Genomic DNA, 26176 nt, shown 5'->3' with positions numbered 1-26176 from the left:
CAAGGTATTCCCGTCAATTTTTGATTATGCGACGTTTAATCACGATTCTCTCGCCCGTCCTCGCCGGTCTGATCGCCGCCGCCGGCCTGGCGGGCACCGCGGACGCGGCCACGCCCGGCGGGGTCAACGCCTACTACGGTCAGCGCCTGGCCTGGTCGGGGTGCGGCAGCGGGTTCCAGTGCGCGAAGCTGGCGGTCCCGCTGGACTACGCCAGGCCCGGCGGCAGGCGGATCAGCATCGCCATGGTCCGGCTGCCGGCGACCGGCCGGAAGATCGGCTCGATCGTGCTGAACTTCGGCGGGCCGGGCGGCGCCGGAACGACCATCTTGAAGTCCGACAAGACCGTCATGTCGGCCGCCGTCCGGCAGCACTTCGACGTGGTGAGCTTCGACCCGCGCGGCGTGGGCGCCTCGGCCCCCGTGCGCTGCCTGTCCCCCCTCGGCCTGGATGCCTACTTCGCCGCCGACCCCACCCCCGACAACGCGGCCGAGGTCAAGCGGGCCAAGGCGTGGGCGAAGATCTTCGCCCAGGGTTGCGCGGCCAACTCGGGCAAGCAGCTCCTGGCGCACGTCGGCACCGGCGAGGTCGCCCGCGACCTGGACGTGATGCGGGCCGCCCTGGGCGAGGCCCGGCTGACCTACTTCGGCTTCTCCTACGGCACCTACCTGGGCGCCCGCTACGCCGACCTGTTCCCCACCCGGATCCGCGCCATGGTGCTCGACGGCGCCGAGGACCCCGGCCAGACGCTCGCCGAGTTCGGCGCGGCGCAGGAGCGCGGGTTCCAGGTGGCGCGCGAGTCGTTCCTGCGCGACTGCTTCAGGGCCGCGGACTGCCCGTTCCCCCGGCACACCGTCGCCGCCGCGACCAGGCGGCTGGAGGCGCTCTACAAGCGGGCCGACCGCGCGCCGCTGCGCAACGACGGCGACAGCAGGCAGGTCAACGAGGCCATCCTGCGCGCCGGCGTCACCCAGGCCATGTACGCCAAGGACAGCTGGCCCTACCTGCGCCAGGCGCTCACCCTCGCCTTCAAGGGCGACGGCACGGCCATGCTCGCCCTGGCCGACGTCAACCACGGACGCCGTCCCGACGGGAGCTACGACAACAGCACCGAGGCGCTGGCGGCCGTCAACTGCCTGGACCATCCCGAGCAGCGCTGCGCGTACTGGCCGGTCAAGGGCAGGCGGTTCACCAGGAAGGTGCGCGCCCACGGGTCGCCGCCGATCGTGGTGGTGGGCACGACGCGTGACCCGGCGACGCCGTACGAGCTGGCCAGGCGGCTGGCCGGGCAGCTGGAGCACGGCGTGCTGCTGACCCACGACGGCGACGGGCACACGGCGTACAAGGGCAGCTCATCCTGCCTGGACCGGCAGATCGACCGGTACGTGATCACCGCCCGCGCGCCGCGCCCCGGCGCCTGCGCGAAGGTCTGAGTCCTCCACCCGCTCATGGGCGGGTGTGGGACTGGTGACGTTCGGGTCAACCCTGGCCGCGCCTGCGCGGCCGGGCACGGCCGAGCGGGAGAGATTGGGCGGACGTAGCCGGAAATTCCCGCCCGAGGAGCCCATGGAGTCGCTGCTGATCCTGCACGCGCTCGCGGCGGTCTGCGCTCCCTGGCTGGCCCGGCGCATGGGACGGGCCTCCCTCCTGCTGCTGGCCGTGGCGCCCGGCGCCGGTTTCGCGTACACGGTGTGGCTGGGCGTGCGGGGGCTGCCGGCGCGGGAGGACACCTCCTGGGCGCCCGCGCTCGGGCTGGAGCTGTCCTTCCGGGCCGACACGCTGACCGTGCTGATGATGGCGCTGGTCACCGGCGTGGGCGTGCTGGTCCTGGTCTACAGCTCGCGCTACTTCCCGGCGGACGAGGAGGGGCTGGGCCGCTACGGCGGCGCGATGACCGCCTTCGCCGGGTCGATGCTGGGGCTCGTCACAGCCGACAACCTGCTCCTGCTGTACGTGTTCTGGGAGCTGACCACCGTCTTCTCCTACCTGCTGATCGGCTACCACCCGGAGAGCCGGGCCGCCCGCCGGGCCGCGATGAAGGCCCTGACGGTGACCACGCTGGGCGGGCTGGCGATGCTGGCCGGGTTCGTGGTGATCGGGCAGGCGGCGGGCACGTACGAGCTGTCGGGGGTCGTCGCCCGGCCGCCGCAGGCCGGCCCGCTGGCCGCCGGGCTGGTGCTGGTCCTGACCGGGGCGCTGGCGAAGTCGGCGATCTTCCCGTTCAGCACGTGGCTGCCGGCCGCGATGGCCGCGCCGACGCCGGTTTCGGCGTACCTGCACGCGGCGGCCATGGTCAAGGCAGGGGTGTACCTGGTGGCCAGGCTCGGGCCGGCGTTCGGGGACGTGCCGCTGTGGCGGGCCATCGCGGTGCCGCTCGGGGTGCTGACCATGCTGCTGGGCGGCTGGCGGGCGCTGCGCGAGACGGACCTGAAGCGGCTGCTGGCCTTCGGCACGGTCAGCCAGCTCGGCTTCCTGATGACGCTGTTCGGCTCGGGCACCCAGGGCGCGGCGCTGGCCGGGGTGGGCATGCTGGCGGCGCACGCGCTGTTCAAGGCCGCGCTGTTCCTCGTCGTGGGCGTCGTGGACCATTCGACCGGCACCCGCGAGCTGCGCGAGCTGAGCGGGGTCGGCCGGTCGATGCCGTGGGTGTGCGCGGTCGCGGTGCTGGCGGGGGCGTCGATGGCGGGGCTGCCGCCGTTGGCGGGGTTCGCCGGCAAGGAGGCGGCGCTGGAGGCGCTGCTGGACCGGCCGCTCGTGCTGGCGGGGGTGGTGGCGGGGTCGGCGCTGACGGCGGCGTACACGCTGCGGTTCCTGTGGGGGGCCTTCGCCGCCAAGCCGGGCGTGCCGGCCACGCCGGTGCACCGGACGGCGGCGGCCATGTTCGGGCCCGCCGCGCTGCTGTCGGCGCTCGGCCTCGCGCTGGCGCCCTTCGCCCCCTGGTACGGCGGCGCGGTGTCGGGCTACACCGGCACCTTCCGCGACCCCGGCCACGCCGCGCACCTGGCGATGTGGGCCGGGTTCTCCCCCGCGCTGCTGCTGTCGGCCGTGGCTCTGGCGGCCGGCGTGCTGCTGTTCCTGGCCAGGGAGCCGGTGGCCAGGGCGGGCGCGGCGCTGCACGTGCTGGACTCGACGCAGATCTACTGGGCCGTCGTGCGGCGGCTGGACCGCTTCGCCATCCAGGCGACCGGTTTCGTCCAGCGGGGCTCGCTGCCCGACTACCTGGTGCTCACGCTGGTCGCCACGGTCGGCGTCGGGCTGTTCGCCGTCACGTACGGCGGCATGCCGCACCTGACCGTGCCCGTCGTCGCCTGGGAACGCGTGGAGCAGCCGGTGCTCGCGGTGCTGATCACCGCGGCGGCGGCGCTGGCGCTGTTCGCCCGCGCCTACATCCTGCTGGCCGCGGTCGTCGGCGTCATCGGGTACGGCACCGCGCTGCTGTTCCTCGCGCACGGCTCGCCCGACCTGGCGCTGACCCAGTTCCTCGCCGAGACGCTGGTCCTGGTGGTGTTCGCGCTGGTGCTGCGGCGGCTGCCGGTCAGGCCGGTCAGGGCCCGGCTGCCGCGCCTGTTCCGGTTCGGGCTCGGGCTGGCCGTCGGGGTGGTGGTCACGGGGGCGGGCCTGCTGGCCACCAGCGCGCGCGGCACCTGGGCCGTCGGGTCGCTGATGCCCGCCGCGGCGCGCGAGGCCGGGGCGCGCAACATCGTCAGCGCGATCATCCTCGACATCCGGGCCTGGGACACGCTGGGCGAGAGCACGGTGCTGGTCGTGCTGACGCTGGGCGTGACGAGCCTGGTGTTCCTGCGGCGCAGGACGTACGAGATCGAGCGGGACGACCGCGGCCGGGTGCCCGCCGAGCGCACCCGCTGGCTGTCCTCGACGCTGCCGCGCGGGCAGCGGGCCGTCGCCTTCGAGGTGGTGGCCCGGCTGACCTTCCACACGGTGCTGGTGCTCTCGGTGTTCCTGCTGTTCGTCGGGCACAGCGGGGTCGGCGGCGGGTTCGCCGGCGGCATCGTGGCCGGGCTGGCGATCACCGTGCGCTACCTGGCGGGCGGCCGGTACGAGCTGGCCGCGGCGCTCCCGGTGCACGCGGGCGTGCTGATGGGCGTCGGGCTGACCATGTCGACCGGCACGGCGCTGGCCGGGCTGCTGTTCGGACGGGCCGCGCTGGACATGCTGGCGACCGATGTGCACCTGCCGCTGGTCGGCACCCTGCACGTGTCCACGGGCCTGGTTTTCGACCTCGGCGTGTACGTCTCGGTCACCGGCATGGTCCAGGACGTGCTGCGCGGTCTCGGCGCCGAGCTGGACCGGCAGATCGAGGCGGAGGAGAGCTCGTGACGATCTCCCTGGCGCCGCTGCTGTGCTGCTGCGTGATGATCACGACGGGCGTGACGCTGCTGCTCGAACGGAGCCTGGTGCGGGTGCTGGCCGGGGTCGTCGTGCTGGGCAACGGCGTGAACCTGCTGATCATCACCGCGGGCGGCAACGCGGGCGGGCCACCCATCCTCGGCAGCACGCCGGTGCGGGCCATGGCCGACCCGCTGCCGCAGGCGATGGTGCTCACCGCCATCGTGATCACCCTGGGCGTGACGGCGTTCGTGCTGGCCATGGTGCACCGGTCGTGGCAGCTCACCGGCAGCGACGAGGTCCAGGACGACACCGAGGACCGGCGCGTGCGGCTGCGGGCCAGGCGCGGCGAGCTGAGCCACGCCCTGCGCACCCGCCAGGACGACTACCGGCGGCTGGTCGTGGAGCAGCGGGCCGAGCTGGCCCGGCTGGAGGCCGAGCAGGCCGAGCGGGAGCGGCTCCAGGAGGCCGACCTGGAGCGGCGGATCGCCCGGGTGCACACCGAGCTGGAGGAGTGGATGCGCACCCGGATGGCCGAAGGGCTGTCGGAGGAGGAGCTGCAGCGTGGCTTCGAGGAGGCCGGGCTGCGCGAGGAGGCCTCGGCCGGGGACAACGCCGAGCGCATCGAGGAGCTGCGGCGCCAGCACACCCGGCGGCGGGCCGAGCAGGCGGCCGGCGAGAAGGAGCTGCGGCAGCGCATCAGGGCCAGGCAGCGCGACGCCCGCAGGCAGATGCGCTCGGCGATGCGCGCGGAGCGGGCCCGCCAGGCGCTCGCGAACGACCCCGAACTGGAGGGCGACGACTAGTGACGGGCAGGGGCGGAGCCCATGGGTGACCTGGTCGAGCTGCGCGGGCTGGTGTGCGTGCCGGTGCTGCTGCCGCTGCTGGCCGCCGGGATCAAGCTGGCGATCGGCGGGCGGCTGCGGCACCTGCAGTCCGCCATCAGCGTGACCACGCTGGGGATCTCGCTGGCGGTGTCGGTGCTGCTGCTGGCGCACGCCGACGCGCACGGCCCGCTGGTGACCCAGCTCGGCGGCTGGCCCTCGCCGGTCGGGATCTGCCTGGTGGCCGACCGGCTCTCGACGCTGGTGCTGGTGGTGTCGTCGGCGGTGACGTTGTGCGTGATGGTGTACTCGATCGCCAACGCCTACGACGAGGCGGAGCACGACGCGCCGATGGCGATCTTCCATCCGGCGTTCCTGGTGATGGTGGCGGGCGTCGCGGACGCGTTCCTGGCCGGTGACCTGTTCAACCTGTTCGTGGCGTTCGAGATGCTGCTGAGCGGCTCGTACGTGCTGCTGACCTTCGGCGGGACCGAGTCCAGGATGCGGGCGGGGGCCACGTACACGCTGATGGCGCTGGCGTCGTCGATGTTGTTCCTCATCGCGCTGGCGGTGGCCTACGGCGCGACGGGCACGCTGTCGCTGGCGCAGCTCGCCGAGCGCTTCGGCACGCTGCCCCCGCAGGTCAAGCTGCTGGTCGAGCTGACGCTGCTGCTGGCGTTCGCGATCAAGGCGGCGATCTTCCCGGTGTCGGCGTGGCTGCCGGACTCCTACCCGACCGCGCCCGCGCCGGCCACGGCCGTGTTCGCCGGGCTGCTCACGAAGGTCGGCGTGTACTCGATCATCCGGCTGGAGGCGCTGCTGTTCCCCGGCGGGCCGGTCTCCACGCTGCTGATGTGCGTGGCGCTGGCCACGATGCTGGCCGGGGTGCTGGGCGCGGTGGCGCAGACCGACATCAAACGCATGTTGTCCTTCACGCTGGTCAGCCACATCGGCTACATGGTGTTCGGGGTGGCGCTGTCGACGGTGGCGGGCCTGGCGGGCGCGGTGTTCTACATCGTCCACCACATCACCGTGCAGACGAGCCTGTTCCTGGTGACGGGGCTGATCGAGCGGCGCACCGGCACCACGTCGGTCAACCGGCTCGGCGGGCTGATGAGGACCGCGCCGCTGCTGGGGGTGCTGTTCTTCGTGCCCGCGATGAACCTGTCGGGCATCCCGCCCATGTCGGGGTTCCTGGGCAAGCTGCTGCTGGTGCAGGCGGGCCTGGCCAAGGGCGGGCCGGCGGCGGTCGTCCTGGTGGCGGGCGGCCTGGTCACGAGCCTGCTGACGCTGTACGCGATCGCCAAGACGTGGGGCAAGGCGTTCTGGCGGGCGCCGCGCGAGGAGCGGGCCGGCCAGGTGATGGAGAGCGAGGAGGCGACGGGTGAGGAGCCGGTGGTGACGACGACCGCGCTGCCGCCCGTGCTGCTGGGCGCGACGGCGGCGCTGGTGGCGTTCGGGCTGTCGTTCACGGTGCTGGCCGGGCCGCTGGCGGCGCTGACGCAGCGGGTGGCCGCGGAGCTGAGCGAGCGGCAGACGTACATCGCCGCGGTGCTGGGGACGCCGCGGTGAGCGCGAACCCGCTCGCGCCGCGGCTGTTCGGCCGCCGGGTGCCGCTGCCGCTGGTGGCGTGGCTGACGCTGGTGTGGGTGACGTTGTGGGGCGAGGTGTCGGCCGGCAACGTGCTGGGCGGGCTGGCGACCGCGCTGGTGGTGGCCTGGCTGCTGCCGCTGCCCGTCCTGGACCCGGGGATCAGGGTGCGGCCGCTGCCGCTGGTGCGGTTCCTGCTGTGGTTCGGGTGGGACCTGGTGCTCTCGACCGCGCGGGTGGTGCTGTGGGTGGTGCGTCCGGGCGAGCCGCCCACGCGGCTGGTCCTGGTGCCGCTGCGCACGTCGTCGGAGTCGATGACCGTGATGATCATGGTGGCGCTGTCCACGGTGCCGGGGAGCCTGGTGGTGGAGGCGTACATGGACAGGAGAGAGCTGATGCTGCACGTGCTCGGGCTGGCCGGCGAGGGCGTCCCGGACGCGGTCCGCAGGGACGTGGCCGGGCTGGAGTCGCGCATCGTGGCCGCGTTCGGGACCCGCGCCGACCGGGAGGAGCTGCTGTGACGGCGGTGTACCTGGTGACGATGGCGCTGCTGGCCTGCGGGGCGGCGGCCGCGTTGTGGCGGGTGGGACGCGGGCCCTCGATGCTGGACCGCGCGGTCGCCCTGGACGTGCTGACGTCCTTGTCGATGTGCGCGGTGGGCCTGTTCGCGGTGGTCAGGGACGACTACTCGGACCTGCCGGTGTTGCAGGTGCTGTCGTTGCTGGGGTTCGTGGGGTCGGTGTCGCTGGCCCGGTTCTTCCCGGGGCGGTCGCGGTGAGCGGGATGGACGTCGCGGCGGCGGCCTGCCTGGTGCTCGGGGCCGGGCTGGCGCTGTCGGCGGGCGCCGGGCTGGTGCGCTTCCGCACGACGCTCGACCGCATGCACGCCGGGACCAAGCCGCAGGTGCTCAGCGTGCTGCTGGTGCTGGTCGCGATGTGGCTGCACCGGCCCACCTGGTGGAACGCCGGGCCGCTGCTGATCGTGGGGGCCTCGCAGGTGATCACCGTGTCGGTGGCGGCGTACATGGTGGCGCGGGCGGCCTATTCGCGTCAGTCGTCGCGGGACGAGACCGAGATGCCGCCCTCGGAGGAGGACTGATCGTTCCTGCGGTCGAGGGCGGGCTGGCCGAACCAGGTCCAGGCGGCCAGCCCGGCCAGGATGCCGGCGGTGATCCAGGCCAGGGTGGAGTGGAACAGGTAGTCGATCACCAGCATGGTGGCCGTGGTCATCGACACGACCAGGGCGAGCGCGCCTAACAGGCCGTAGGTGTTGGACCGGCGTACCAGGGTCTCCTTGTGGCCCTGCCGGAACAGCACGCGGTGCTGGGCGGTCGGCGCGATGTAGCAGATCGACGCGATCGCGGCGCTGACCAGCGCGGCGAAGTAGAGCCAGCGGTCGGTCTGGTCGAGCTTGACGAAGCCGGGCGAGAAGGGCACGGTCAGCAGGAACGCGAACAGCACCTGCACGCCGGTCACCGCGACGCGGGCGCCCTGCAGCAGCTCGACGAAGTTGCGGTCGGCGCGCTCCTCGTGCGACTCGTTCTTCACTCGGCCTCCTCGTTGGATGTTCTCCTCTTCCTTGGCGGAGGCCGGTCGAAACCTGCTTCGCGAGGGTCAGGCCAGGATTTTGGCGGGCGTGATGGGCAGGTCGCGCACCCGCCTGCCGGTGGCGTGGTGAACGGCGTTGCCGATCGCGGCGGCGGTGCCCACGATGCCGATCTCGCCGATGCCCTTGGAGCCCATCGGGTTGAGCAGGCCGTCCTGCTCGTCGATCCAGACCGCCTCGATCTCCGGCACGTCGGCGCAGGCCGGCACGTGGTACTGGGCCAGGTCGCGGTGCAGGAAGCCGCCGAACTCGTCGTCGGTCAGCGTCTCCTCCAGCAGGGCCATCCCCATGCCCATGGTCATGCCGCCGACGAACTGCGACCTGGCCAGCTTGGCGTCCAGGATGCGTCCGGCGGCGAACACGCCGAGCAGCCGCGAGAGGCGGATCTCGCCGGTCACGGAGCTGACCCTGACCTCGGCGAACTGGGCGCCGAAGGCGTGCCGGGCCAGCTCCTCGTCGGCCTTGACCTCCTTGGCGGTGTCGGCGGTCCCCTCGCCGCCGTCGGCCCGCAGCGCCTCGCAGGCCCGGACGACGGCCGACCCCCACGACGCCGTGCCCATCGACCCGCCCGCGACGGGGGCCTGGGGCAGGTCGCTGTCGCCGAGCTCGACGTGCACCCGGTCAGGGGCGACGCCGAGGCAGTCGGCGGCGATCCTGGTGAGCACGGTCCTGGCGCCGGTGCCGATGTCGGCGGCGGCCACGCGGATGACGAAGTCGCCGTCGCGCACGGTCGCGGTGGCCCGCGACGGCCCGCGTCTGGCCGGGTAGGTGGAGGCGGCCACGCCGGTGCCGACCAGCCACTCCCCCTCGCGCCTGACGCCGGGCGCCGGGTCGCGGCGGTCCCAGCCGAAACGGCGGGCGCCCTCGCGCAGGCAGGTCACCAGGCTGCGGGAGCTGAACGGCAGCCCGCTCTCCGGCTCGGTCGTGGGCTCGTTGACGATCCGCAGCTCGACGGGGTCGATCCCGGCCGCCTCGGCCAGCTCGTCCATCGCCGACTCCAGGGCGTACATGCCGGGGCACTCGCCGGGGGCGCGCATCCAGGACGGGGTGGCCACGTCGAGGCGGACGACCCGGTGGGCGGTGCGCAGCGCGGGCGTGGCGTACATGACGCGGGCGGGGGCGGCGGCCTGCTCGGCAAACTCCACGAGCCTGCTGGTCTGCACGTACGCCGTGTGCTCGACCGCGGTGAGCCGGCCGTCGGCGTCCGCGCCGAGCCGCAGCCGCTGGACGGTGGGCGTGCGGTAGCCGGTGAGGTCGAACATCTGCTGCCGGGTGAAGGCGACCTTGACCGGGCGGCCGGCGGCCCTGGCGGCCAGGGCGGCGAGCACGGCGTTCGGCCTGGTGGTGCCCTTGGAGCCGAAGCCGCCGCCGACGTGCCTGGACACCACCCGCACCCGCTCGGCGGGCAGGCCGAAGGTGGCGGCGATGGTGTCCCGGTCGCCGCTGGTGCCCTGGGTGGCGTCGTAGACCAGGAGCCGGCCGTCCTCGGCCCACAGGGCCACCGCGGCGTGCGGCTCCATCGGGTTGTTGTGCAGGGGCGGCGTCGTGTACGTCACGTCGACGGTCGCCGCGGCGGCGGCCAGCCCGGCGTCCACGTCGCCCTTCTCGGTGTCCGGTGCGAGGTTCGGGTTGACGACGTCCGGCCGGTACAGGTCCGGATGGTCGGCGCGCAGCCGTACGTCGTGGGCCTGCGGCTCGTAGGTCACGCGTACGGCGTCGGCGGCGGCGCGGGCCTCGTCGTAGGTGCCGGCGACGACGGCGGCCACGAGCTGGCCCCGGTAGACGACGTCCCGGCCGCGGAACAGCGCCAGCTCGGGGTCGGCGTCCCCGGACAGGCCGGGCGGGTCCTCGACGGACAGCACGGTGAGCACGCCCGGCATGGCCAGCGCCGCGTCCGCGTCCACCCGCGCCACCCGGCCCCTGGCGATCGTGGCCTGCACCGGGTAGCAGTGGGCGACCCCCTCGACCGGGTACTCGGCGGCGTACGTGGCCAGCCCCGTGACCTTGACGCGCCCCTCGATGCGGTTCACGGCGTCAGCTCCTCCAGCGTGCGGACGATCAGGTTGCGCGCCAGCGGCAGCTTGAACGCGTTGCGCGGCAGCGGGCGGGCCTGGTCGAGCTCGGCCTCGGCGGCCCGCAGGTACGCCTCGCCGGTGGCCGGGCCGCCGATGATCGCCCGTTCGGCGCGTTCGGCCCGCCAGGGCGCGTGGGCCACGCCGCCGAGCGCGATGCGGCACTCGGTCACCACGCCGTCCCAGCGCACGTCGAGCACGGCGGCGATGGACACCAGCGCGAACGCGAACGAGGCCCGCTCGCGGACCTTGCGGTAGAGGGAGGCGCCCGGGGGCGGCGCGGGCAGCTCGACGGCGGTGATCAGCATGCCGGGGTCGAGCACGGTGTCGCGCTCGGGCGCGTCGCCGGGCAGGCGGTGCAGGCCGGGCATGGGGATGATCCGGTCGCCCGCCGGGCCGGTAACGTGCACCTCGGCGTCGAGCGCGGCCAGCGCCACGGCCATGTCGGAGGGGTGGGTGGCCACGCAGGCGTCGGAGGCGCCGAGGACGGCCAGGTTGGCGTGGTCGCCCTCGATCGCGGGGCAGCCGGTGCCGGGCTCACGCTTGTTGCACGGCCTGGTCACGTCCTGGAAGTAGGGGCAGCGGGTGCGTTGCAGCAGGTTGCCGGCCACCGTGGCCATGTTCCTGACCTGGCCGGAGGCGCCGGTCAGCACGGCCCGGGAGAGCATCGGGTAACGGCTGCGGACGAGCGGGTCGGCCGCCAGGTCGCTGTTGCGCACGGCCGCGCCGATCCGCAGCCGGTCGCGTACGGGCTCGATGGCGTCCAGCGGCAGGCGGCTGACGTCCACGAGGTGGTCGGGCGCGGCCACGCCCAGGCGCATGAGGTCGACCAGGTTGGTGCCGCCGCCCAGGTACATCGTGCCGGGGCCGTACCTGCTGACCGCGTCCGACGGGCTCTGGGCGCGGGCGTAGTCGAACGGCTTCACGGGGCCACCTCGCCGATCGCGGCCACGATGCCGGGGTAGGCGCCGCACCTGCACAGGTTTCCGCTCATGCGTTCCCTGATCTCCTCGGGTGTCAGGCCGGGATCGAGGAGCAGGTCGGCGGTGACGGCGCTCGGCCCCGGCTCGCCCAGCATGCCGACCGCCGAGCAGAGCTGGCCCGGCGTGCAGTAGCCGCACTGGAAGGCGTCGTGCTCGATGAACGCGGCCTGCAGCGGGTGCAGCTCCTCGCCCGAGGCCAGCCCCTCGACGGTGGTGATCTCGCAGCCGTCCACCGCCACGGCCAGCGCCAGGCAGGAGTTGGCCCGGCGTCCGTCGATGAGCACCGTGCACGCGCCGCACTGGCCGTGGTCGCAGCCCTTCTTGGAGCCGGTCAGGCCGAGCCGCTCGCGCAGCAGGTCGAGCAGGGAGATCCTGGGATCGACGGCCACGGTGTGCGGCACGCCGTTGACCTGCACGTCTACCTGCACGCCTACCTGCTCGGTGATGTCCATAGGCGCTCGCCTACCCGGCCGCCGCCCCGGACAATCACGGGCTCGGACATGTGGCGGTAAAGGTGACGGTGTCCAGGTGTCGGCCCCCCGGCGGCGGGTAGCCGGGAGGAGGAGTCGGGCCGCGGAGGGGTGCATGGGGCGAGCGTTCGACGAGTTCGACGAGCAGGTGGCGGAGTCCGAGGCGGTGCTCACCGTCAACGCGGGGTCGTCGAGCCTGCGTCTCGACCTCGTGCAGGGCGGTTGCGTGCTGGACAGCGCGCACGCCGAGCGGGCCGCCGACCCGGGCTCGGCGCGCGAGGAGCTGGCGGCCTTCCTCGGCGGCCACTTCGACCGCGACATCCGGGCGGTGGCGCACCGGCTGGTGCACGGCGGCGACGTCGTACGCGCGCCCACCCTCGCCGACGACGAGACCGTGGAGGCGCTGCGGGGCGTCGTGAGCCTGGCGCCGCTGCACCTGCCGCCCGCGCTGGCGCTGCTGGAGGCGGCCCGCGAGCAGCTTCCCGCCGTGCCGCACGTGCTCTGCCCCGACACCGCCTTCCACGCCGGCCTGCCCGACGCCGCCGCGGTCTACGCCCTGCCGCGCGAGTGGCGCGACCGGTACGGCCTGCGCCGCTACGGCTTCCACGGCCTGTCCTACGCCTGGACCGCCGACCGGGTGGCCGAGCTGCTCGGCCGGCCGCTCGCCGAGCTGGAGCTGGTGCTGGCCCACCTGGGCGGCGGCTCGTCGGTGTGCGCGGTGTCGGGCGGGCGCAGCCTGGACACCTCGATGGGGTTCACCCCGCTGGACGGCGTCCCCATGAGCAAGCGCTCGGGCAGCGTCGATCCCGGGATGCTGATGTGGCTGCTGTCGCAGGGCCACCTGTCGGCCGACGAGCTGGGCGAGGGCCTACAACGCCGTTCCGGGCTGCTCGGGCTGTCCGGCGGCCGGTCGGGCGACACCCGCGAGCTGGTCGAGGCGGAACGCGCCGGCGACGCCGAGGCCGCCCTGGCCCTGGAGGTGTTCTGCCACCGCGTGAGCCGGGAGATCGCCGCCGCCGCCACGTCGCTGCCCAGGATCGACGCGCTGGTGTTCACCGGCGAGATCGGGTGGGACCAGCCCGAGGTGCGCGAGGCGGTCTGCCGCCGTCTCGGGCTGCTCGGCGTGCGGCCGCCCGAGCTCGGCAACCGGCACGACGACGGGCCGGTCAGCGGGCCGGACGCCGCCGTGCCCGTCCTGGTCGTCCAGGTGCGCGAGGAGCTGGAGCTCGCCCGCGAATGCCTGGGCGTCTTCCGGCCGGCAGAGGAGGACGGCTATGGATGACGTCACCCGCTCGGCGCTGCGGCTGTCGGGCGAACAGGACCTCGACCCGCTGCTGGACCGCGTCGGCGAGGCCGGTCTCGTGCTGATCGGCGAGGCCAGTCACGGCACGCACGACTTCTACACCTGGCGGGCCGCCCTCACCCGCCGCCTGATCGCCGAGAAGGGCTTCGGGTTCGTCGCCGTCGAGGGCGACTGGCCCGACTGCGAGCGCGTCGACCGCGCGGTCACCCGCGACGGCGAGGACCCCTTCGACGCCCTGTACGCCTACCGGCGCTGGCCCGCGTTCATGTGGGCCAACGAGGAGGTCGCCGAGTTCTGCCGCTGGCTGCGCCGCTGGAACTCGGCCCTGCCGCCGGCGGAGCGCGTCGGCTTCCACGGCCTCGACGTCTACAGCCTGTGGGAGTCCCTGCGCGCCGTGCGCCGCTACGCCGCCGACAACCTGCCCGACCAGCTGGACACGGTGATGGAGGCCCTGTACTGCTTCGAGTCCTACGGCCACGACCCTCAGCGGTACGGCCTGGAGACCCGCCTGGTCCCCGACTCCTGCGAGAACGAGGTCGTGCAGCTGCTCAGGGCGCTCGTGGCGGCCGCGCCCGCCGACGACGACGGCTTCGCGGCCCGGCAGAACGCCGAGGTCGTCGCCGGGGCGGAGAGCTACTACCGCGCCATGGTCGGCGGCGGCCCCGACTCGTGGAACATCAGGGACGTGCACATGGCCGACACCCTGGACCGGCTGACCGCCTTCCACGAGGCCAAGGGCGTGGTGTGGGCGCACAACACGCACGTCGGCGACGCCCGCGCCACCGACATGGCCGCCGCGGGCATGACCAACCTCGGGCAGCTGGCCCGCGAGCGGCACGGCGAGGACGTCGTCCTGGTCGGCTTCGGCGGCTACCGGGGGACGGTCGTGGCCGGGGCGGGCTGGGGCACGCGGGCGCACGTCATGCCCGTCCCGCCGGCCAGGCCCGGATCGCTGGAGGCGCTGCTGCACGACGCGCTCGGAGGCGAGCGCGCCCTGTTCGTGACGCCTCCTCGGCCCCGTCCGCACTGGTTCGACCAGCCGCTGGACCACCGGGCGATCGGCGTGGTCTACCGGCCCGAGCGCGAGAAGTGGGGCAACTACGTGCCCACCGCGCTCGGCGACCGCTACGACGCCTTCATCTATCTGGACGTCACCGAGGCCCTGCACCCGCTGCACGCCGAGCCCTGGGACGACGTCGAGCCGGAGACCTATCCCAGCGCCATGTGACGGACTGTCGGTGGCAGGTGGTTTGATCGCTGCTGTGGAGGCCTCGGTCGAGCAGCTCGTCTACGTCAGGGACGACGAATACACCGTCGCGCGCATGAGCGCCGAGGGCGTGCCCGACTTCGTGGCCACGGGCCGGGCGCTGGCGGGCGCGCAGCCGGGCGAGACACTCCGGCTCACCGGCGACTGGAGCCACCACGCGCGCCACGGCAGGCGCTTCGCGGTGGCCTCCTGCGAGCGGGTGGTGCCGGCGACGGTCCGGGCGATCCGCGTCTACCTGGGGTCGGGGCTGATCCGGGGCATCGGGCCGCGGCTGGCGTACGCGATCGTCGAACACTTCGGCGAGGAGACCCTCAAGGTCATCGACGCCGAGCCGGGGCGGCTGACCGAGGTCGTCAACATCGGGCCGCTGCGGCAGGCGCAGATCGTCCAGGCGTGGCAGGAGCAGAAGGCCGTCGCCGCGCTGATGGTGACGTTGCAGGGGCTGGGCGTCAGCCCGCTGCTCGCGGCCAAGATCCACCAGGTGTTCGGCGGCGAGGCCGAGGAGGTCCTGGCCACCGATCCCTACCGGCTGATCGGCCGGGTCAGGGGCATCGCCTTCCGCGTCGCCGACCGCATCGCGCTCCAGCGGGGGGTGCCCGAGCGCAGCCCCCAGCGGATCAAGGCGGCGCTGCTCGACCGGCTGGAGTCGGCGGCCGTCCGCGACGGCCACTGCTTCGTGCCGGTGCCCCATCTGGTGGCGCGGGCGGCCGAGCTGATCGAGCTCGATCCCGAGGCGGTAGGGCCGATGGTCGACGCCCTGGTGGCCGAGCGGCGGGTGGTGGTCGAGGCCGACGAGGAGCAGCCGGGGCGGGCGGTGGCCTACGCCAAACACGTCCACGCCCGCGAGCGGCAGCTCACCGAGCAGCTCACCAGGCTCATGCGGGCCCCCTCCACGCTGCCGCTGCGCCCCTTCCGCGAGGACGAGAGCCTCCACGACGACCAGCGCGCGGCCGTCAACATGGCGCTGACCTGCACGGTCTCGATCATCACCGGCGGGCCCGGCTGCGGCAAGAGCCACACGGTCAGGGCCGTGGCCGCCACGGTCAGGGCCTCGGGCGGCACGGTCACGCTCACGGCCCCCACCGGCAAGGCGGCCAAACGCCTGTCGGAGCTGACCGGCCTGCCCGCGATGACCATCCACCGCATGCTGGCCCACCAGCCCGACCCCGATCCCTCGACGCTGTTCGAGGAGGCGCCCGCGCAGGCCGACCTGATCGTGGTCGACGAGGCGTCGATGCTCGACCTCCACCTGGCCACGCGGCTCACGGCGGCCGTCCCGCCGGGCAGCCATCTGCTGCTCATCGGCGACAGCGACCAGCTGCCCAGCATCGGCGCCGGCGACGTGCTGGCCGACCTGCTGCGCGTGGAGGCCATCCCCCGCGTGCGGCTCACCCACGTCTTCCGCCAGGCGGGCGGCAGCGGCATCGTCGAGGCCGCCCACCTGATCCGGGCCGGCCGGATGCCGGCGACGCCGGGGCGCGGCGGGTTCTGGTTCGAGGAGCTCGACGATCCGGCGCGGGTCGCCGAGCGGGTGGCCCATCTGGCCATGGAGGCGATCCCCCGCAAGCAGGGCGTCTCGCCCGACCAGGTGCAGGTGCTGTGCCCGATGCGCAAGGGCGAGACGGGCGCGGTGACGCTCGGCCGGCTGCTGCAGGACCGGCTCAACCCGGCGGCCGACGACAAGGCCGAGCACTGGTCGGGGGCGTCGGTGTTCCGGGTGGGCGACCGGGTCATGCCCATCCGCAACAACTACGACAAGGGCGTCTTCAACGGGGAGACCGCCACGGTCACCGCCGTCCTCCCTCAGGACCGTGTGGTCGAGGTCCGCACCGACGACGGCGAGACCGTCCAGTACGGGTTCGGCGAGCTCGACGACCTCACCCACGCCTACGCGATCAGCGTGCACCGCTCGCAGGGCAGCGAATACCCGTTCGTGGTGGCGCCGATCGTGGCCGAGGCCGGCGGGATCATGTTGCGGCGCAAGCTGCTGTACACGCTGGTGACGCGGGCCAAGGCGTGGGTCGTGCTGGTGGGGCAGCGCGAGGCGCTGGAGCTGGCCGTCCACCGCGTGGGCCGCCCCCGCAACACGGGCCTGCCCCGCCGCCTGTCCCAGAGCCTGGCGGACTGACGGCGGGCCGTCCCCGGCCGGGTCAGGGCCTGGCGGGCTGATGGCGGGTGTGCCCGGCCGGGTCAGGGCCGGTGGACGAGGGCCGTGGCGAGGAGTTCGGCCAGGTGGCGGCCCTGCCGTCCGGTGCCGGCGGCGGCGATCTGGGTGCGGCAGGAGAAGCCGTCGGCGAGCAGTTCGTCGTCCGGCTCCGCCGACCGTACGGCCGGCCAGAGCCCCTGCTCGGCGCACGCCTGCGCCACCTCGTGATGCCCCCGCTCGAACCCGAAGTTCCCGGCCTGCCCGCAGCAGCCGGAGTCGAGCACGCTGGTCCGGATGCCGAAGCGGTCGAGCACGGCCCGGTCGGCGTCGTACCCCATGACGGCGCTCTGGTGGCAGTGCACCTGTGCGATCGCCTGCCCGCCGGCCGTGTCGGGCCGCCAGTCGGCCGCCCGCGTCTCCAGCAGCTCGGCCAGGGTCAGGAACCGCTCCGACAGCAGCCGGGTCTCGGGCGTGTTGAGCAGTTCGGGCCCGTCGGAGCGGAACACGGCCGCGCAGCTCGGCTCCAGGCCCACCACCGGCACCCCGGCCTCGGCCCACGGCGCGAGCGCCCCCACCGTACGCGCCAGCACCCGCCGCGCGATCCCGAGCTGCCCGGTGCTGATCCACGTCAGCCCGCAGCACAGCGTCACGGGCGGCACCACCACCTCGAACCCGGCCGCCTCCAGCACGTCCACGGCGGCCCGCCCGATGTGCGGGTCGAAGTGGTCGGTGAACGTGTCGGCCCACAGCACCACCCGCCCCCGCGTGCCGGGCCCGCCCCGGGGACGCCGCCGGAACCAGTCGGTGAACCGCTGACGGGCGAACCTCGGCAGGTCGCGCTCCGGCGTGATCCCCGCGACGGCCTTGACCAGCCGCGACAGCCCGGGCGCGGAGCCGGCGGCGTTGACCAGGCCGGGCGCGGCCGAGGCGAGCGCGGCCCACACCGGCAGCCAGCCCATCGAGTAGTGGGAGCGCGGCCGGACGCGGCGCCGGTAGTGGTGGGCGAGGAACTCGGCCTTGTAGGTGGCCATGTCCACGTTCACCGGGCATTCGGAGCGGCAGCCCTTGCAGGACAGGCACAGGTCGAGCGCGTCGCGCACGGCGGCCGAGCGCCAGCCGTCGGTGATGACGTCGCCGCGCACCATCTCCTCCAGCAGCCGGGCGCGCCCGCGCGTGGAGTGCTCCTCCTCGCGGGTCACCCGGTAGCTGGGGCACATCACGCCGCCCTCGAAGGTGTGCTTGCGGCAGGTGCCGGTGCCGACGCAGCGCGTGGCGGCGTGCCCGAAACGTCCGTGGTCGTTGGGGTACTGGAAGAACGTCTGCCGTGGTTCGAGCGGGTAGAAGCGGCGCTGGGCCAGGTTCTGGTCCAGGTGGCGGGGGTGGACGACCTTGCCCGGGTTCATCCGGTCGCGCGGGTCGAAGATGGCCTTGAAGCGGCCGAACACCTCCACGACCTGCTCGCCGAACATGACGGGCAGCAGCTCGGCCAGCGCCTGGCCGTCGCCGTGCTCGCCGGACAGCGAGCCGCCGTAGGAGGCGACCAGTTCGGCGGCCTCCCGGGCGAAGGCCCGGTACCTGGCGATGCCGTCGTCGGTGTGCAGGTCGAGCGGGAGCCGGCCGTGCACGCAGCCTTGGCCGAAGTGGCCGTACAGGGCGGAGTCCTGGTAGTCGTGCGCGCGCAGCAGCCGCTCGTAGTCACGCAGGTAGGCGCCCAGCCGCTCGGGCGGCACGGCCGCGTCCGACCAGCCCTCGTACGTCTGCCGCCCGGTCGGCGGGTACGCCTCCACGCCGAGCCCCGACTCCCGCCACCGCCACAACCGGTCCTCCCTGGCCGGGTCGCCGAGGAAGGCGTGCGTGGGCGTGGGCGCCTCGGCCCGCTCCCCCACGTCGCGCATCATCGTCTCGGCCCGCTCGCGTGCCTGCTCGGGCGTGTCCCCGCCGAACTGCACCAGCAGCCAGCCGCCGCCCTCGGGCAGGTCCTGGAGCGCCGCGTCGCCGGGGTGCTCCAGCTTGGCCAGCCGGTACATGGTCTCGTCCATGGCCTCCAGCGCGATCGGCGCGTGCCGGGCCACGGCGGGGACGGCGTCGGCGGCGGTGAAGACGTCCTCGAACCCGAGCACGGCCAGCGCCCTGGCGGGCGGGGACGGCACGACGCTCAGCTCGGCGCGCAGCACGGTCACCAGCGTGCCCTCGCTGCCGACCAGGGCGCCGGCCAGGTCGAACCCGTTCTCGGGCAGCAGCCGGTCGAGGTTGTAGCCGGAGATGCGGCGTTCCAGCCGGGGATAGCGGGTGCGGACCAGTTCCATGGTCTCGTCGCGCAGGTCGCGCACCTGGCGGTAGATCTCGGCCAGGCGGCCGCCCTGGGCCTGGATGCGGTCGTACTCGGCGTCGCTGGTCGGCCCCACCCAGGCGCGCACCCCGTCGTAGGTGAGGATCTCCAGGCGGAGCACCGACTGCGCCATCTTCCCGTACGCCTGCGCGGAGGCCCCGCACGAGTTGTTGCCGATCATGCCGCCGATCGTGCAGGCCCGATGGCTGGACGGCCTTGGCCCGACCATCAGCCCGTGCGGCTCCAGCTCGTGGTCCACCTGGTCGAGCACGGCCCCGGCCTGGACGACGATCCGGCGGGCCGCCACGTCGACGGACTCGACCGCGCCGCAGTGCTTGGACCAGTCGATCACCACCGCCGCGTTGCAGCACTGCCCGGCCAGGCTGGTGCCGCCGCCGCGCGAGAGCACGGGGACGTCCCTGGACCGGCACACGGCCACCGCCGCGACCCCGGCGTCCAGGTGGCGCGGCACGACGACGCCGATCGGGACCTGCCGGTAGTTGGAGCCGTCGCGCGCGTAGGCGGCGCGGCTGCCCGCGTCGAAGCGCACCTCGCCGTCCACGGCCTCGGCGAGGCGGCGGCTCAGCGTCTCGACGTCGATCTCACGGGACGGCGGCGTGTGCGTGACGGGCGCGTTGACCAGGCTCTTCATGCCCGGCCCTTACCCTGGCCGGCTCACGGGCCGCCCAACGGCCGCCCAAGCCAGGTTCTAGACCCCGAGCAGGTCGGTGAGGTCGTCGGCGTGCTCCTCCTCCTCTTCCAGGATCGACTCCATGAGCCGGCGGGTGGTGGGGTCGCCCTCGCCGAGCCAGCGGATGATCTCCTGGTAGGTGGAGATGACGATGCGCTCGGCCCACAGGTTGGCCTCCAGCAGCGCCTTGAGGTCGGTGTCGGCGGGCACCTGGTAGTCGGTGTGCGAGCGCTGGACGAGCTTGGCCGGGTCGAAGTCGGGCTCGCCGCCGAGCTGGCTGACGCGTTCGGCGGCGCGCAGCGCGTGGTCGAGCTCCTCCTTGGCGTGCTCGGTGAACTCCGCCGCCACCTGCGCGCGGTCGATGCCCTTGGCCGAGATGGCGTGCCTGGTGTACCTGAGCCAGCACACCACCTCGGTGGCGATCACGTCGTTGAGGATCTCGATGACCTTCGCCGGGTCGCGGCCGAAGGTCTGCGTGATCGGCCCTTCGTCCATCTTCTGGCGCACCTGCTCGCGGATCCTGGTGACGTCGAGCACGAAGTCGTCCGTCTGCGTCATGATGTGTCCTTCCCCCGGCGATTTCCCCTGGTCAACGGTATCTTCGCCGGACCTTCCCCAGAGGTTGCGACACGGGCGGACCGCAGGCGGGGCGCCAGCGCGAGGGTGATCGCCGCCGAGGCCGCCGCCAGCACGGCCATGGCCGTCCCCGGCGAGGTGCGCTCGGCCAGGGCGCCGGCGAGCGCGGCGGCCACCCCCTGCGTGGCGATCATGCCGGAGGAGTGCAGCCCGAGCGCGTGCCCGCTCAGCTCCGGGGGCGTGAGCGCCATCAGCCGGTCCTGGAGCAGCAGGGTGGCGGCGAACCCGGCCGAGGCGAGCGCGACCAGCACCGGCGACGGGTAGGCCACGAACGCCAGGTACGGCAGCGCGAGCAGCAGGTACAGCGGCGTGACCAGCCGTGCCCGCCAGCGCGCCGGCACGTACCGGCCGGCCAGCACGTCGCCGGCGAGCATCCCGGTGGCGGCGCAGGCGAACAGCAGCCCGGCCCGTTCGGGCGCGAGCGGCACGAACAGCGACTCGCAGCCGACGATCAGGCCGTTCGGCAGCCAGAGGGCGAGGTAGACGCTCCTGCGCGGGCGGGAGCACCACAGGCGGGCGTTGTCGCGCCAGGTCTCGGCGGGCGAGGGCCGTCCGGCCGCGCGCGGGCGCCGCCGTCCGAGCCCGAGCCCGGCCAGGGCGGCGGCCAGGTGGAGGGCAGCCGCGGCGAGCAGCGTCCCGCGTGGCGACAGGACCGTCACGAGCACGCCGCCCGCGCCGAACCCGGCGATCTGCACGATGCCGGAGGACATGTTGAGCAGCGACCGGCCGAGCAGGTATCCGTCCTGGTCGAGCAGCTCGTTGAGCAGCCCGTACCGGACGCCGCCGCCGAGCGCGGACAGCGCGCCGAGCGCCAGCACGACGGCGAGCATCCCCCACACGGGCAGCCCGGGGACGGCCAGCACGGCGGCGGCGAGCGCGGACACCAGCGCCAGCCCGGACAGGGCGGCGCGCGGCGGCAGCCGGTCGGCCGCCGACAGCAGCGTCGCCGCCCCCGCCACCTGGGCCAGCGCCGGGCCGAACATGGCCAGCCCCGACAGCAGCGGCGATCCGGTGTCGGCGTAGACGAGGGTGCCGAGGGCGAGCCCGCTCACCGTCTGTCCCGCCACCTGCCCGGACGAGACCAGGAAGAGCGGGGTGAATCCGGACCTGCCGAACAGATCCCGGTACGTACGCATGGAACGGCAGTCTCCGTGACCGGCGGCGACGGGCGATACTGTTTCGCGCACCCGCGAAACAACGTCCGGCAGGCGGCGAAAGGAGGGGATGACGTGGATTTCTGGCAGGTGGACGCCGACACCCTCGCGGGCGGCCGGTTCGTCCTGTCGCCGCTGGCCGAGACGATCGCCGCGCTGAAGACGCTGGACCGCGGCGTCGCCGCCCACCCCGGTGAGGACGCCTGGCTGGCCGCCCACCTGCCCGCCTACCGCGCGGAGCAGGCCGCCGACCCGGTCACGGCGCTGCTCGTCCGCGCCGCGCTGGGCCGTACGTGGAACGCGACGTTCCTCACGCCGACGCCCGAAGGGGCGGGTGAGGCCGCCTTCGAGGAGGAGGTGGCGAGCGTCCGCGAGACCCCGCCCGAGCGGGCGCGCGAGGACCTGACCGAGTCGCTGGGCGGCCCCGTGCCCTCGGCGCTGCGCCGCGACGACCTGCCCGAGCGCATGGCCGCCCGGCTGGAGTGGGTGTGGCGGGAGACGGTGCTGCCCACCTGGGCGCGGCGTCGCCGGATCATCGAGGCCGACGTCACGGCCCGCACCGCGCGGCTGGGCCGGGGCGGCTGGGCGGCGGCCCTGGACGGCATGCGTCCCGGCCTGCGCTGGCTCGGCGACGGCCGGCTGCGGGTCAGCGTCCACGACAACCCGCCGCGCGACCTGCCGGGCGCCCGGCTGATGTTCGTGCCGGTGACGCCGCGCCAGGGCTGGGTGAGCTGGCACGGCTCCCGCCGCTGCGCGATCGTCTACCCGTGCTCGGGGCCGCTGGCCGACGTCGGCCCCCCTCCCGCGCCGGACGCGCTGGGCAGGCTGCTGGGCGGGGCGCGGGCGGGCGTACTGGTGCTGCTGGAGACGCCTATGAGCACCACGCAGCTCGTCGCGCTCACCGGCCAGGGCCTGGGCTCGGTCGGCCGCCATCTCAAGGTGCTGCTCGACGCGGGGCTGGTCGGCCGTGTCCGGACCGGCCGTTCGGTCCTGTACCACCGTACGGAGCTCGGCGACGCACTCGTACGGACACAAACCTGCGCAGCGCCAACGGCGTCTGGCTGACCGTCCACGTCCCGCCCGGCTACCTGCATCTCCCTTCCTGACCCCGGCCCCCACGACAGTGGGAGGGGGGGTTGGCTAGGCTGTGGGCCGGAGGAACGATCACCCATGCGCGCACGCGATCTCGTCGCGGACTTCCCGACGGTCACGCTCGACACGTCGGCGCTCGACGCCGCCCGGCTGCTGGCCGAGCGCGACCTGCCCGGCCTCATCGTGATCGACGACGACGGCCGCCCCCACAGCATCCTCCCCGGCACGCAGGTGCTGCGGCTGGCCGTGCCGCCCTACTGCCAGGACGACCCGGCGCTGGCCCGGGTGGTGGACGAGGCCCACGCCGACCGGTTCCTGCACCGGCTCGGCACGCGTACCGTCCGCGAGTGCCTTCCGGAGCGGCCGCGCGAGCTGCCGGTGGCCGACATGAAGGCGACGGTGCTCGAACTGTCGGCGCTCATGGCCCGCACCCGCAGCCCCCTGGTGGCGATCGTGGACGGCGGCCGCGTGGCCGGAGCCGTCACCCTCCAGTCCCTCCTGGACCACGCCCTCACCCTCTGACCGGCCGGTCCGTGGCCGGTAAGAGGCCGGTCCGTGGCCGGTGACGCGCCGGAGGGCGCCGCCGATCTCCGGCCTCGGGCGTCGTAGGCTGGTGCGCATGGGGAAGACCGCCGCCCGACAGCCCGTCCCTGCCCGGCGCGCCGACGCCGAACGCAACATCGCCGCCATCCTGGAAGCCGGGACGCGGCTGCTCAGCGACGACCCGGGCGCGAGCGTGGCCGAGATCGCCAAGGCCGCCGGCGTCGGCCGGGTCACCCTGTACGGCCACTTCCCCTCCCGCGAGGCCCTGGTGGACGCCGTCCTCGATCACACCGTCGGGCTGGCGGACGCCGTGCTGGCGGACGAGTCCCTCGACACGGCCCCCGCCCCCGAGGCGATGGCCGGGCTGCTGCACTCGTCGTGGGAGATCCTCAACCGCCACCGCCGCCTCTTCGTGGCCGCCGACCGGGTGCTGCCCACCGAACGCATCCGCGAGCACCACGACCGCCCGCTGCGCCGGGTGGAGCGACTGATCGCCCGCGGCCAGGACGACGGCGACTTCCGTACGGACCTGCCGCTGGAGTGGCTGGTGACGACGTTCTTCGCGATCATCCACAGCGCGGCCCAGGAGCGGGAGGCCGGGCGCCTGGCCGCCGAGCAGGTCGAGCCGGTCCTGACCCGCACCATGCTCTCCCTCCTCGCCGCGCCCGCTTCGGCATAACCTCCCGCCCTTCCGGCTCCCCGCACGTCCCCGGCCGCCGGGACACCCTACCGGCGTACCGTTTTGTTGTGCTTAACTTGAACATCAGTGTTCGAGTTAAGGAGTCACGGATGAGTCATCACGTCGGGACGCGGGCTGCCGCGCCCGTTCGGAGCAAGGGCTGGGCGGTGCTGGTGCTGTTGTGCCTGGCGCAGTTCATGCTGATCATCGACATCACCGTCGTGCAGGTGGCGCTGCCCACCATCGGCGCCGACCTCGCGCTCGGACGTGAGGCGCTCACCTGGGTGGTGACCACGTACACGTTGTGCTTCGGCGGCCTGATGGTGCTCGGCGGGCGGCTCGCCGACGCGGTCGGCCCCCGCCGCACGCTGCTGGCCGGGCTGACGCTGTTCACCGCGGCCTCGCTGGCCTGCGGCCTGGCCGGCGACGGCACCACGCTCATCGCCGGACGGGCCCTCCAGGGGGTCGGCGCGGCGCTGCTGTCCCCCGCGGCCCTGGCCGTCGTCACCACCGTCTTCCAGGGCGAACGCCGGGCCCGCGCGCTCGCCGTCTGGGCGGCCGTCGGCGGCTCGGGCGCGGCCATCGGCGTGCTCCTCGGCGGCGTCCTCACCGACGGGCCCGGCTGGATGTGGGCGTTCTTCGTGAACGTGCCCGTGGGCCTGCTGGTCCTGGCCGCCGTCCCGGCCGTGGTCCCGGCCGCCCGCCACGTCCCGGGGGCTCACGGTGGCGGGCGCGTGGACGTCGTGGGCGCCCTGCTCGTCACCCTGGCGACCGCCCTGTTGATCTACGGGCTCGTCGCGGCCGGCGACGGCGGCTGGGGCGCCGTGGGAACCGTGCTGCCGCTGGCCGGGGCCGCGCTCTCGTACGTGGCGTTCGTGCTGGTCGAGCGGTCCGTGCGGGCGCCGCTCATGCGGGTGGAGACCCTGGCCAGGCGGCCCGTCGTCTCGGGTGCGTTCGTCATGCTGGTCGCGACCGGCCTGATGCTGGGCCTGTTCTTCCTCAGCTCCCTCTACCTTCAGCACGTCCTGGGCTTCAGCCCGCTGCGGACGGGGCTCACGTTCCTGCCCGTCGCCGTCGCCATCACGCTCGGCGCGCACCTCGGCGGCCAGCTCATCGGCAAGGTCGGCGGCCGGCCGGTGGCCGTGGCGTCGTTCGCGCTGACCGCCGTGGGGGCGGCGCTGATGACGCGGGTCTCCCCCGAGGCGGGGGCGTTCACCACTCTGGTGCCGGGGTTCGTGCTGGCCGCCGTGGGGATCGGGCCGGCGTTCGTGACCGCCACCACGACGACGATGGCCAACGTCCCGCCCGGCGAGAACGGCGTCGCCTCCGGGGTGATCAACACCTTCCACGAGCTGGGCGGCTCGATCGGGGTGGCGGTGGTGTCCACGGTCGCCGCGTCCAGCCTGGGGCCGGGCGCGGGCGTCGGCGGCTTCACCTCGGGGCTCGTGCTGTGCGCGGTCGTCGCGGGGGTGGCGGCCGTGATCTCGCTGGGCCTCGTGCCGCCCGGCAGGCCGGCGGGCGCGTTCGTCGGCCACGGCCACGGTCACTAGCACGGTCACCAGCACGGTCACCAGCACGGCCACTGGGCACTGGCGCGGTCACCGACGGGATGTCCCCGGCGACTCCGGGAGGCTATTCTGCTTGCGTGACTGCTCCGCCCCCCCGCGGGACGCGGCTTCTCGACACCTCCGGCCTCCGCCGGGGCTGGTCATGGCCTGGCGCCGGGCGGCGCGCCTCCTCCGCCGGCGGCGTCCCGCCGGACGCGCGGCGGGCCACGGCGATGCCACCGCTGACGCTCCTGCGCCGGGAGCGGCCGGGCGTGACCGTGATCGTGGTGTCCGGCGAACTCGACGCCACCAACCGGGGCCAGTTCGAGAGCTTCCTCAGGGAACGTCCCGAGCCCGGCCACGTCGTGTTCGACCTGGCGCGGGTGCCGTTCGTGGACAGCTCGGGCCTGCACGTCCTGCTGGCCTTCGCCACCGACCAGCCCAGGAGGTCGGGCGCGGTGCGCCTGGCCGCGGTGCAGCCCCTTCCCGCGCGGTTGCTGGACATCACCGGGGTGCTCGCGCACGTCCCGGTGCACGACACCGTCGAGGAGGCGGTGGCCGCCGCCAGGGCCGCCGCGGAACGTTCCGGGTGACCGGCGGGCGCGCGGGGGCATTCTTGGCTAACTTCGGGGCTAGCGCGCGTCTGGGCGCAGGCGGCTACTCTTCCGCTACCCAGGGTTGAAGTTCTTCCATGCCGGGCGAGCACGGAACGAGGAACACGACATGAGCGACCCCACGGTCGGCACCGCACGTTCGGGCGGGCGCGGCAAACGCGTCCGGGGCCCGTCGGAGGTGGGTGAGACGGAGCTGCGTCAGCTGCTCGGCGGGCTGACGGCGGTCCGGGACGGCGACTTCCGCACCCGTCTGCCCGAGGACGCCGACGGGCTGCTCGGTGAGATCG

22 protein-coding genes are annotated in these 26176 nt (G+C 74.0%); 15 read left to right on the top strand and 7 right to left on the bottom strand.

The annotated features are described in order from the left end of the window. Positions 1-26 precede the first annotated feature (26 nt). The 7 genes from AB0J97_RS46790 (at position 27) to AB0J97_RS46760 (ending at position 7856) form a co-directional block, all read left to right on the top strand. A complete protein-coding gene (locus AB0J97_RS46790; RefSeq protein WP_364102472.1) occupies positions 27-1430 on the top strand; it encodes an alpha/beta hydrolase in 1404 nt (467 codons plus the stop codon). 133 nt (positions 1431-1563) lie between these two features. After that, positions 1564-4335, top strand: a complete 2772-nt coding sequence (locus AB0J97_RS46785) for a Na+/H+ antiporter subunit A (protein WP_364102469.1) — start codon at positions 1564-1566, stop codon at positions 4333-4335. Beyond that, entirely contained in the window at positions 4332-5150 is an 819-nt protein-coding gene (locus tag AB0J97_RS46780) for a Na(+)/H(+) antiporter subunit C (RefSeq protein WP_364102466.1), read from the top strand. The genes AB0J97_RS46785 and AB0J97_RS46780 overlap by 4 nt, the downstream gene beginning before the upstream one ends. 21 nt (positions 5151-5171) lie before the next feature. Then, a complete protein-coding gene (locus AB0J97_RS46775; protein WP_357707517.1) occupies positions 5172-6740 on the top strand; it encodes a Na+/H+ antiporter subunit D in 1569 nt (522 codons plus the stop codon). Then, entirely contained in the window at positions 6737-7279 is a 543-nt protein-coding gene (locus AB0J97_RS46770; protein ID WP_357707515.1) for a Na+/H+ antiporter subunit E, read from the top strand. The genes AB0J97_RS46775 and AB0J97_RS46770 overlap by 4 nt, the downstream gene beginning before the upstream one ends. Beyond that, positions 7276-7536, top strand: coding sequence for a monovalent cation/H+ antiporter complex subunit F (locus AB0J97_RS46765; protein WP_357707514.1), 261 nt, complete (start codon positions 7276-7278; stop codon positions 7534-7536). Before AB0J97_RS46770 ends, AB0J97_RS46765 begins: the two co-directional genes overlap by 4 nt. 5 nt (positions 7537-7541) lie before the next feature. Further along, entirely contained in the window at positions 7542-7856 is a 315-nt protein-coding gene (locus AB0J97_RS46760) for a monovalent cation/H(+) antiporter subunit G (RefSeq protein ID WP_357707629.1), read from the top strand. Here AB0J97_RS46760 and AB0J97_RS46755 read toward each other — a convergent pair. From AB0J97_RS46755 to AB0J97_RS46740, 4 genes are all read right to left on the bottom strand, one after another. Beyond that, entirely contained in the window at positions 7808-8305 is a 498-nt protein-coding gene (locus tag AB0J97_RS46755; RefSeq protein WP_357707512.1) for a DUF6328 family protein, read from the bottom strand. The two genes, AB0J97_RS46760 and AB0J97_RS46755, sit on opposite strands and share 49 nt — an antisense overlap. 66 nt (positions 8306-8371) lie before the next feature. Then, positions 8372-10393: a xanthine dehydrogenase family protein molybdopterin-binding subunit gene (locus tag AB0J97_RS46750; protein WP_364102461.1), complete on the bottom strand. Its 2022-nt coding sequence runs from the start codon at positions 10391-10393 to the stop codon at positions 8372-8374. Continuing rightward, positions 10390-11361: a xanthine dehydrogenase family protein subunit M gene (locus tag AB0J97_RS46745; protein ID WP_364102458.1), complete on the bottom strand. Its 972-nt coding sequence runs from the start codon at positions 11359-11361 to the stop codon at positions 10390-10392. Before AB0J97_RS46745 ends, AB0J97_RS46750 begins: the two co-directional genes overlap by 4 nt. Beyond that, a complete protein-coding gene (locus AB0J97_RS46740) occupies positions 11358-11870 on the bottom strand; it encodes a 2Fe-2S iron-sulfur cluster-binding protein (protein WP_357707504.1) in 513 nt (170 codons plus the stop codon). The genes AB0J97_RS46745 and AB0J97_RS46740 overlap by 4 nt, the downstream gene beginning before the upstream one ends. 133 nt (positions 11871-12003) lie before the next feature. Here AB0J97_RS46740 and AB0J97_RS46735 point away from each other — a divergent pair, with 133 nt between their 5' ends. The 3 genes from AB0J97_RS46735 to AB0J97_RS46725 are packed head-to-tail and all read left to right on the top strand — an operon-like array spanning position 12004 to position 16586. Continuing rightward, entirely contained in the window at positions 12004-13170 is a 1167-nt protein-coding gene (locus tag AB0J97_RS46735) for an acetate/propionate family kinase (protein ID WP_357707503.1), read from the top strand. Continuing rightward, on the top strand, positions 13163-14419 hold the full coding sequence (locus tag AB0J97_RS46730) for an erythromycin esterase family protein (protein ID WP_364102454.1): 1257 nt from the start codon (positions 13163-13165) through the stop codon (positions 14417-14419). Before AB0J97_RS46735 ends, AB0J97_RS46730 begins: the two co-directional genes overlap by 8 nt. 34 nt (positions 14420-14453) lie before the next feature. Further along, a complete protein-coding gene (locus AB0J97_RS46725) occupies positions 14454-16586 on the top strand; it encodes an ATP-dependent RecD-like DNA helicase (protein ID WP_364102451.1) in 2133 nt (710 codons plus the stop codon). 62 nt (positions 16587-16648) lie between these two features. On the opposite strand, the gene AB0J97_RS46720 is transcribed toward AB0J97_RS46725, so the two are convergent. The 3 genes from AB0J97_RS46720 to AB0J97_RS46710 are packed head-to-tail and all read right to left on the bottom strand — an operon-like array spanning position 16649 to position 21396. Continuing rightward, a complete protein-coding gene (locus AB0J97_RS46720) occupies positions 16649-19585 on the bottom strand; it encodes an FAD-linked oxidase C-terminal domain-containing protein (protein ID WP_364102448.1) in 2937 nt (978 codons plus the stop codon). A gap of 57 nt (positions 19586-19642) precedes the next feature. Continuing rightward, positions 19643-20182, bottom strand: coding sequence for a DUF892 family protein (locus AB0J97_RS46715; protein ID WP_357707494.1), 540 nt, complete (start codon positions 20180-20182; stop codon positions 19643-19645). After that, positions 20179-21396 (bottom strand): MFS transporter, encoded by a 1218-nt coding sequence (locus AB0J97_RS46710; protein ID WP_364102445.1) that lies wholly within the window; start codon positions 21394-21396, stop codon positions 20179-20181. Before AB0J97_RS46710 ends, AB0J97_RS46715 begins: the two co-directional genes overlap by 4 nt. Before the next feature lie 93 nt (positions 21397-21489). Here AB0J97_RS46710 and AB0J97_RS46705 point away from each other — a divergent pair, with 93 nt between their 5' ends. The 5 genes from AB0J97_RS46705 (at position 21490) to AB0J97_RS46685 (ending at position 25868) form a co-directional block, all read left to right on the top strand. Then, complete coding sequence (locus tag AB0J97_RS46705) at positions 21490-22479, top strand: helix-turn-helix domain-containing protein (RefSeq protein ID WP_364102442.1); 990 nt, start codon at positions 21490-21492, stop codon at positions 22477-22479. A 105-nt stretch (positions 22480-22584) separates the two neighbouring features. Continuing rightward, positions 22585-23028 carry a CBS domain-containing protein gene (locus tag AB0J97_RS46700; protein ID WP_357707488.1) on the top strand — a complete coding sequence of 148 codons (444 nt, stop codon included), beginning with the start codon at positions 22585-22587 and terminating at the stop codon, positions 23026-23028. A gap of 97 nt (positions 23029-23125) precedes the next feature. Then, positions 23126-23728 (top strand): TetR family transcriptional regulator, encoded by a 603-nt coding sequence (locus AB0J97_RS46695; RefSeq protein ID WP_364102439.1) that lies wholly within the window; start codon positions 23126-23128, stop codon positions 23726-23728. Positions 23729-23838: 110 nt separating this feature from the next. Next, positions 23839-25278: an MFS transporter gene (locus AB0J97_RS46690; RefSeq protein ID WP_364102436.1), complete on the top strand. Its 1440-nt coding sequence runs from the start codon at positions 23839-23841 to the stop codon at positions 25276-25278. 95 nt (positions 25279-25373) lie between these two features. Beyond that, a complete protein-coding gene (locus tag AB0J97_RS46685; protein ID WP_364102433.1) occupies positions 25374-25868 on the top strand; it encodes an STAS domain-containing protein in 495 nt (164 codons plus the stop codon). Positions 25869-26176: the final 308 nt, after the last annotated feature.

This window comes from Nonomuraea sp. NPDC049607 (assembly GCF_040675375.1).
Taxonomy (GTDB): domain Bacteria; phylum Actinomycetota; class Actinomycetes; order Streptosporangiales; family Streptosporangiaceae; genus Nonomuraea.
Note: the sequence above shows the minus strand (reverse complement) of the source record. Positions and strands in the feature narration are given on the sequence as shown.

Coding starts and splice junctions, on each gene's coding strand:
- AB0J97_RS46790 (WP_364102472.1), top strand. CDS start 27: ATGCGACGTTTAATCACGATTCTCTCGCCCGTCCTCGCCGGTCTGATC.
- AB0J97_RS46785 (WP_364102469.1), top strand. CDS start 1,564: ATGGAGTCGCTGCTGATCCTGCACGCGCTCGCGGCGGTCTGCGCTCCC.
- AB0J97_RS46775 (WP_357707517.1), top strand. CDS start 5,172: ATGGGTGACCTGGTCGAGCTGCGCGGGCTGGTGTGCGTGCCGGTGCTG.
- AB0J97_RS46760 (WP_357707629.1), top strand. CDS start 7,542: ATGGACGTCGCGGCGGCGGCCTGCCTGGTGCTCGGGGCCGGGCTGGCG.
- AB0J97_RS46740 (WP_357707504.1), bottom strand. CDS start 11,870: ATGGACATCACCGAGCAGGTAGGCGTGCAGGTAGACGTGCAGGTCAAC.
- AB0J97_RS46735 (WP_357707503.1), top strand. CDS start 12,004: ATGGGGCGAGCGTTCGACGAGTTCGACGAGCAGGTGGCGGAGTCCGAG.
- AB0J97_RS46730 (WP_364102454.1), top strand. CDS start 13,163: ATGGATGACGTCACCCGCTCGGCGCTGCGGCTGTCGGGCGAACAGGAC.
- AB0J97_RS46720 (WP_364102448.1), bottom strand. CDS start 19,585: ATGAAGAGCCTGGTCAACGCGCCCGTCACGCACACGCCGCCGTCCCGT.
- AB0J97_RS46715 (WP_357707494.1), bottom strand. CDS start 20,182: ATGACGCAGACGGACGACTTCGTGCTCGACGTCACCAGGATCCGCGAG.
- AB0J97_RS46710 (WP_364102445.1), bottom strand. CDS start 21,396: ATGCGTACGTACCGGGATCTGTTCGGCAGGTCCGGATTCACCCCGCTC.
- AB0J97_RS46700 (WP_357707488.1), top strand. CDS start 22,585: ATGCGCGCACGCGATCTCGTCGCGGACTTCCCGACGGTCACGCTCGAC.
- AB0J97_RS46695 (WP_364102439.1), top strand. CDS start 23,126: ATGGGGAAGACCGCCGCCCGACAGCCCGTCCCTGCCCGGCGCGCCGAC.
- AB0J97_RS46690 (WP_364102436.1), top strand. CDS start 23,839: ATGAGTCATCACGTCGGGACGCGGGCTGCCGCGCCCGTTCGGAGCAAG.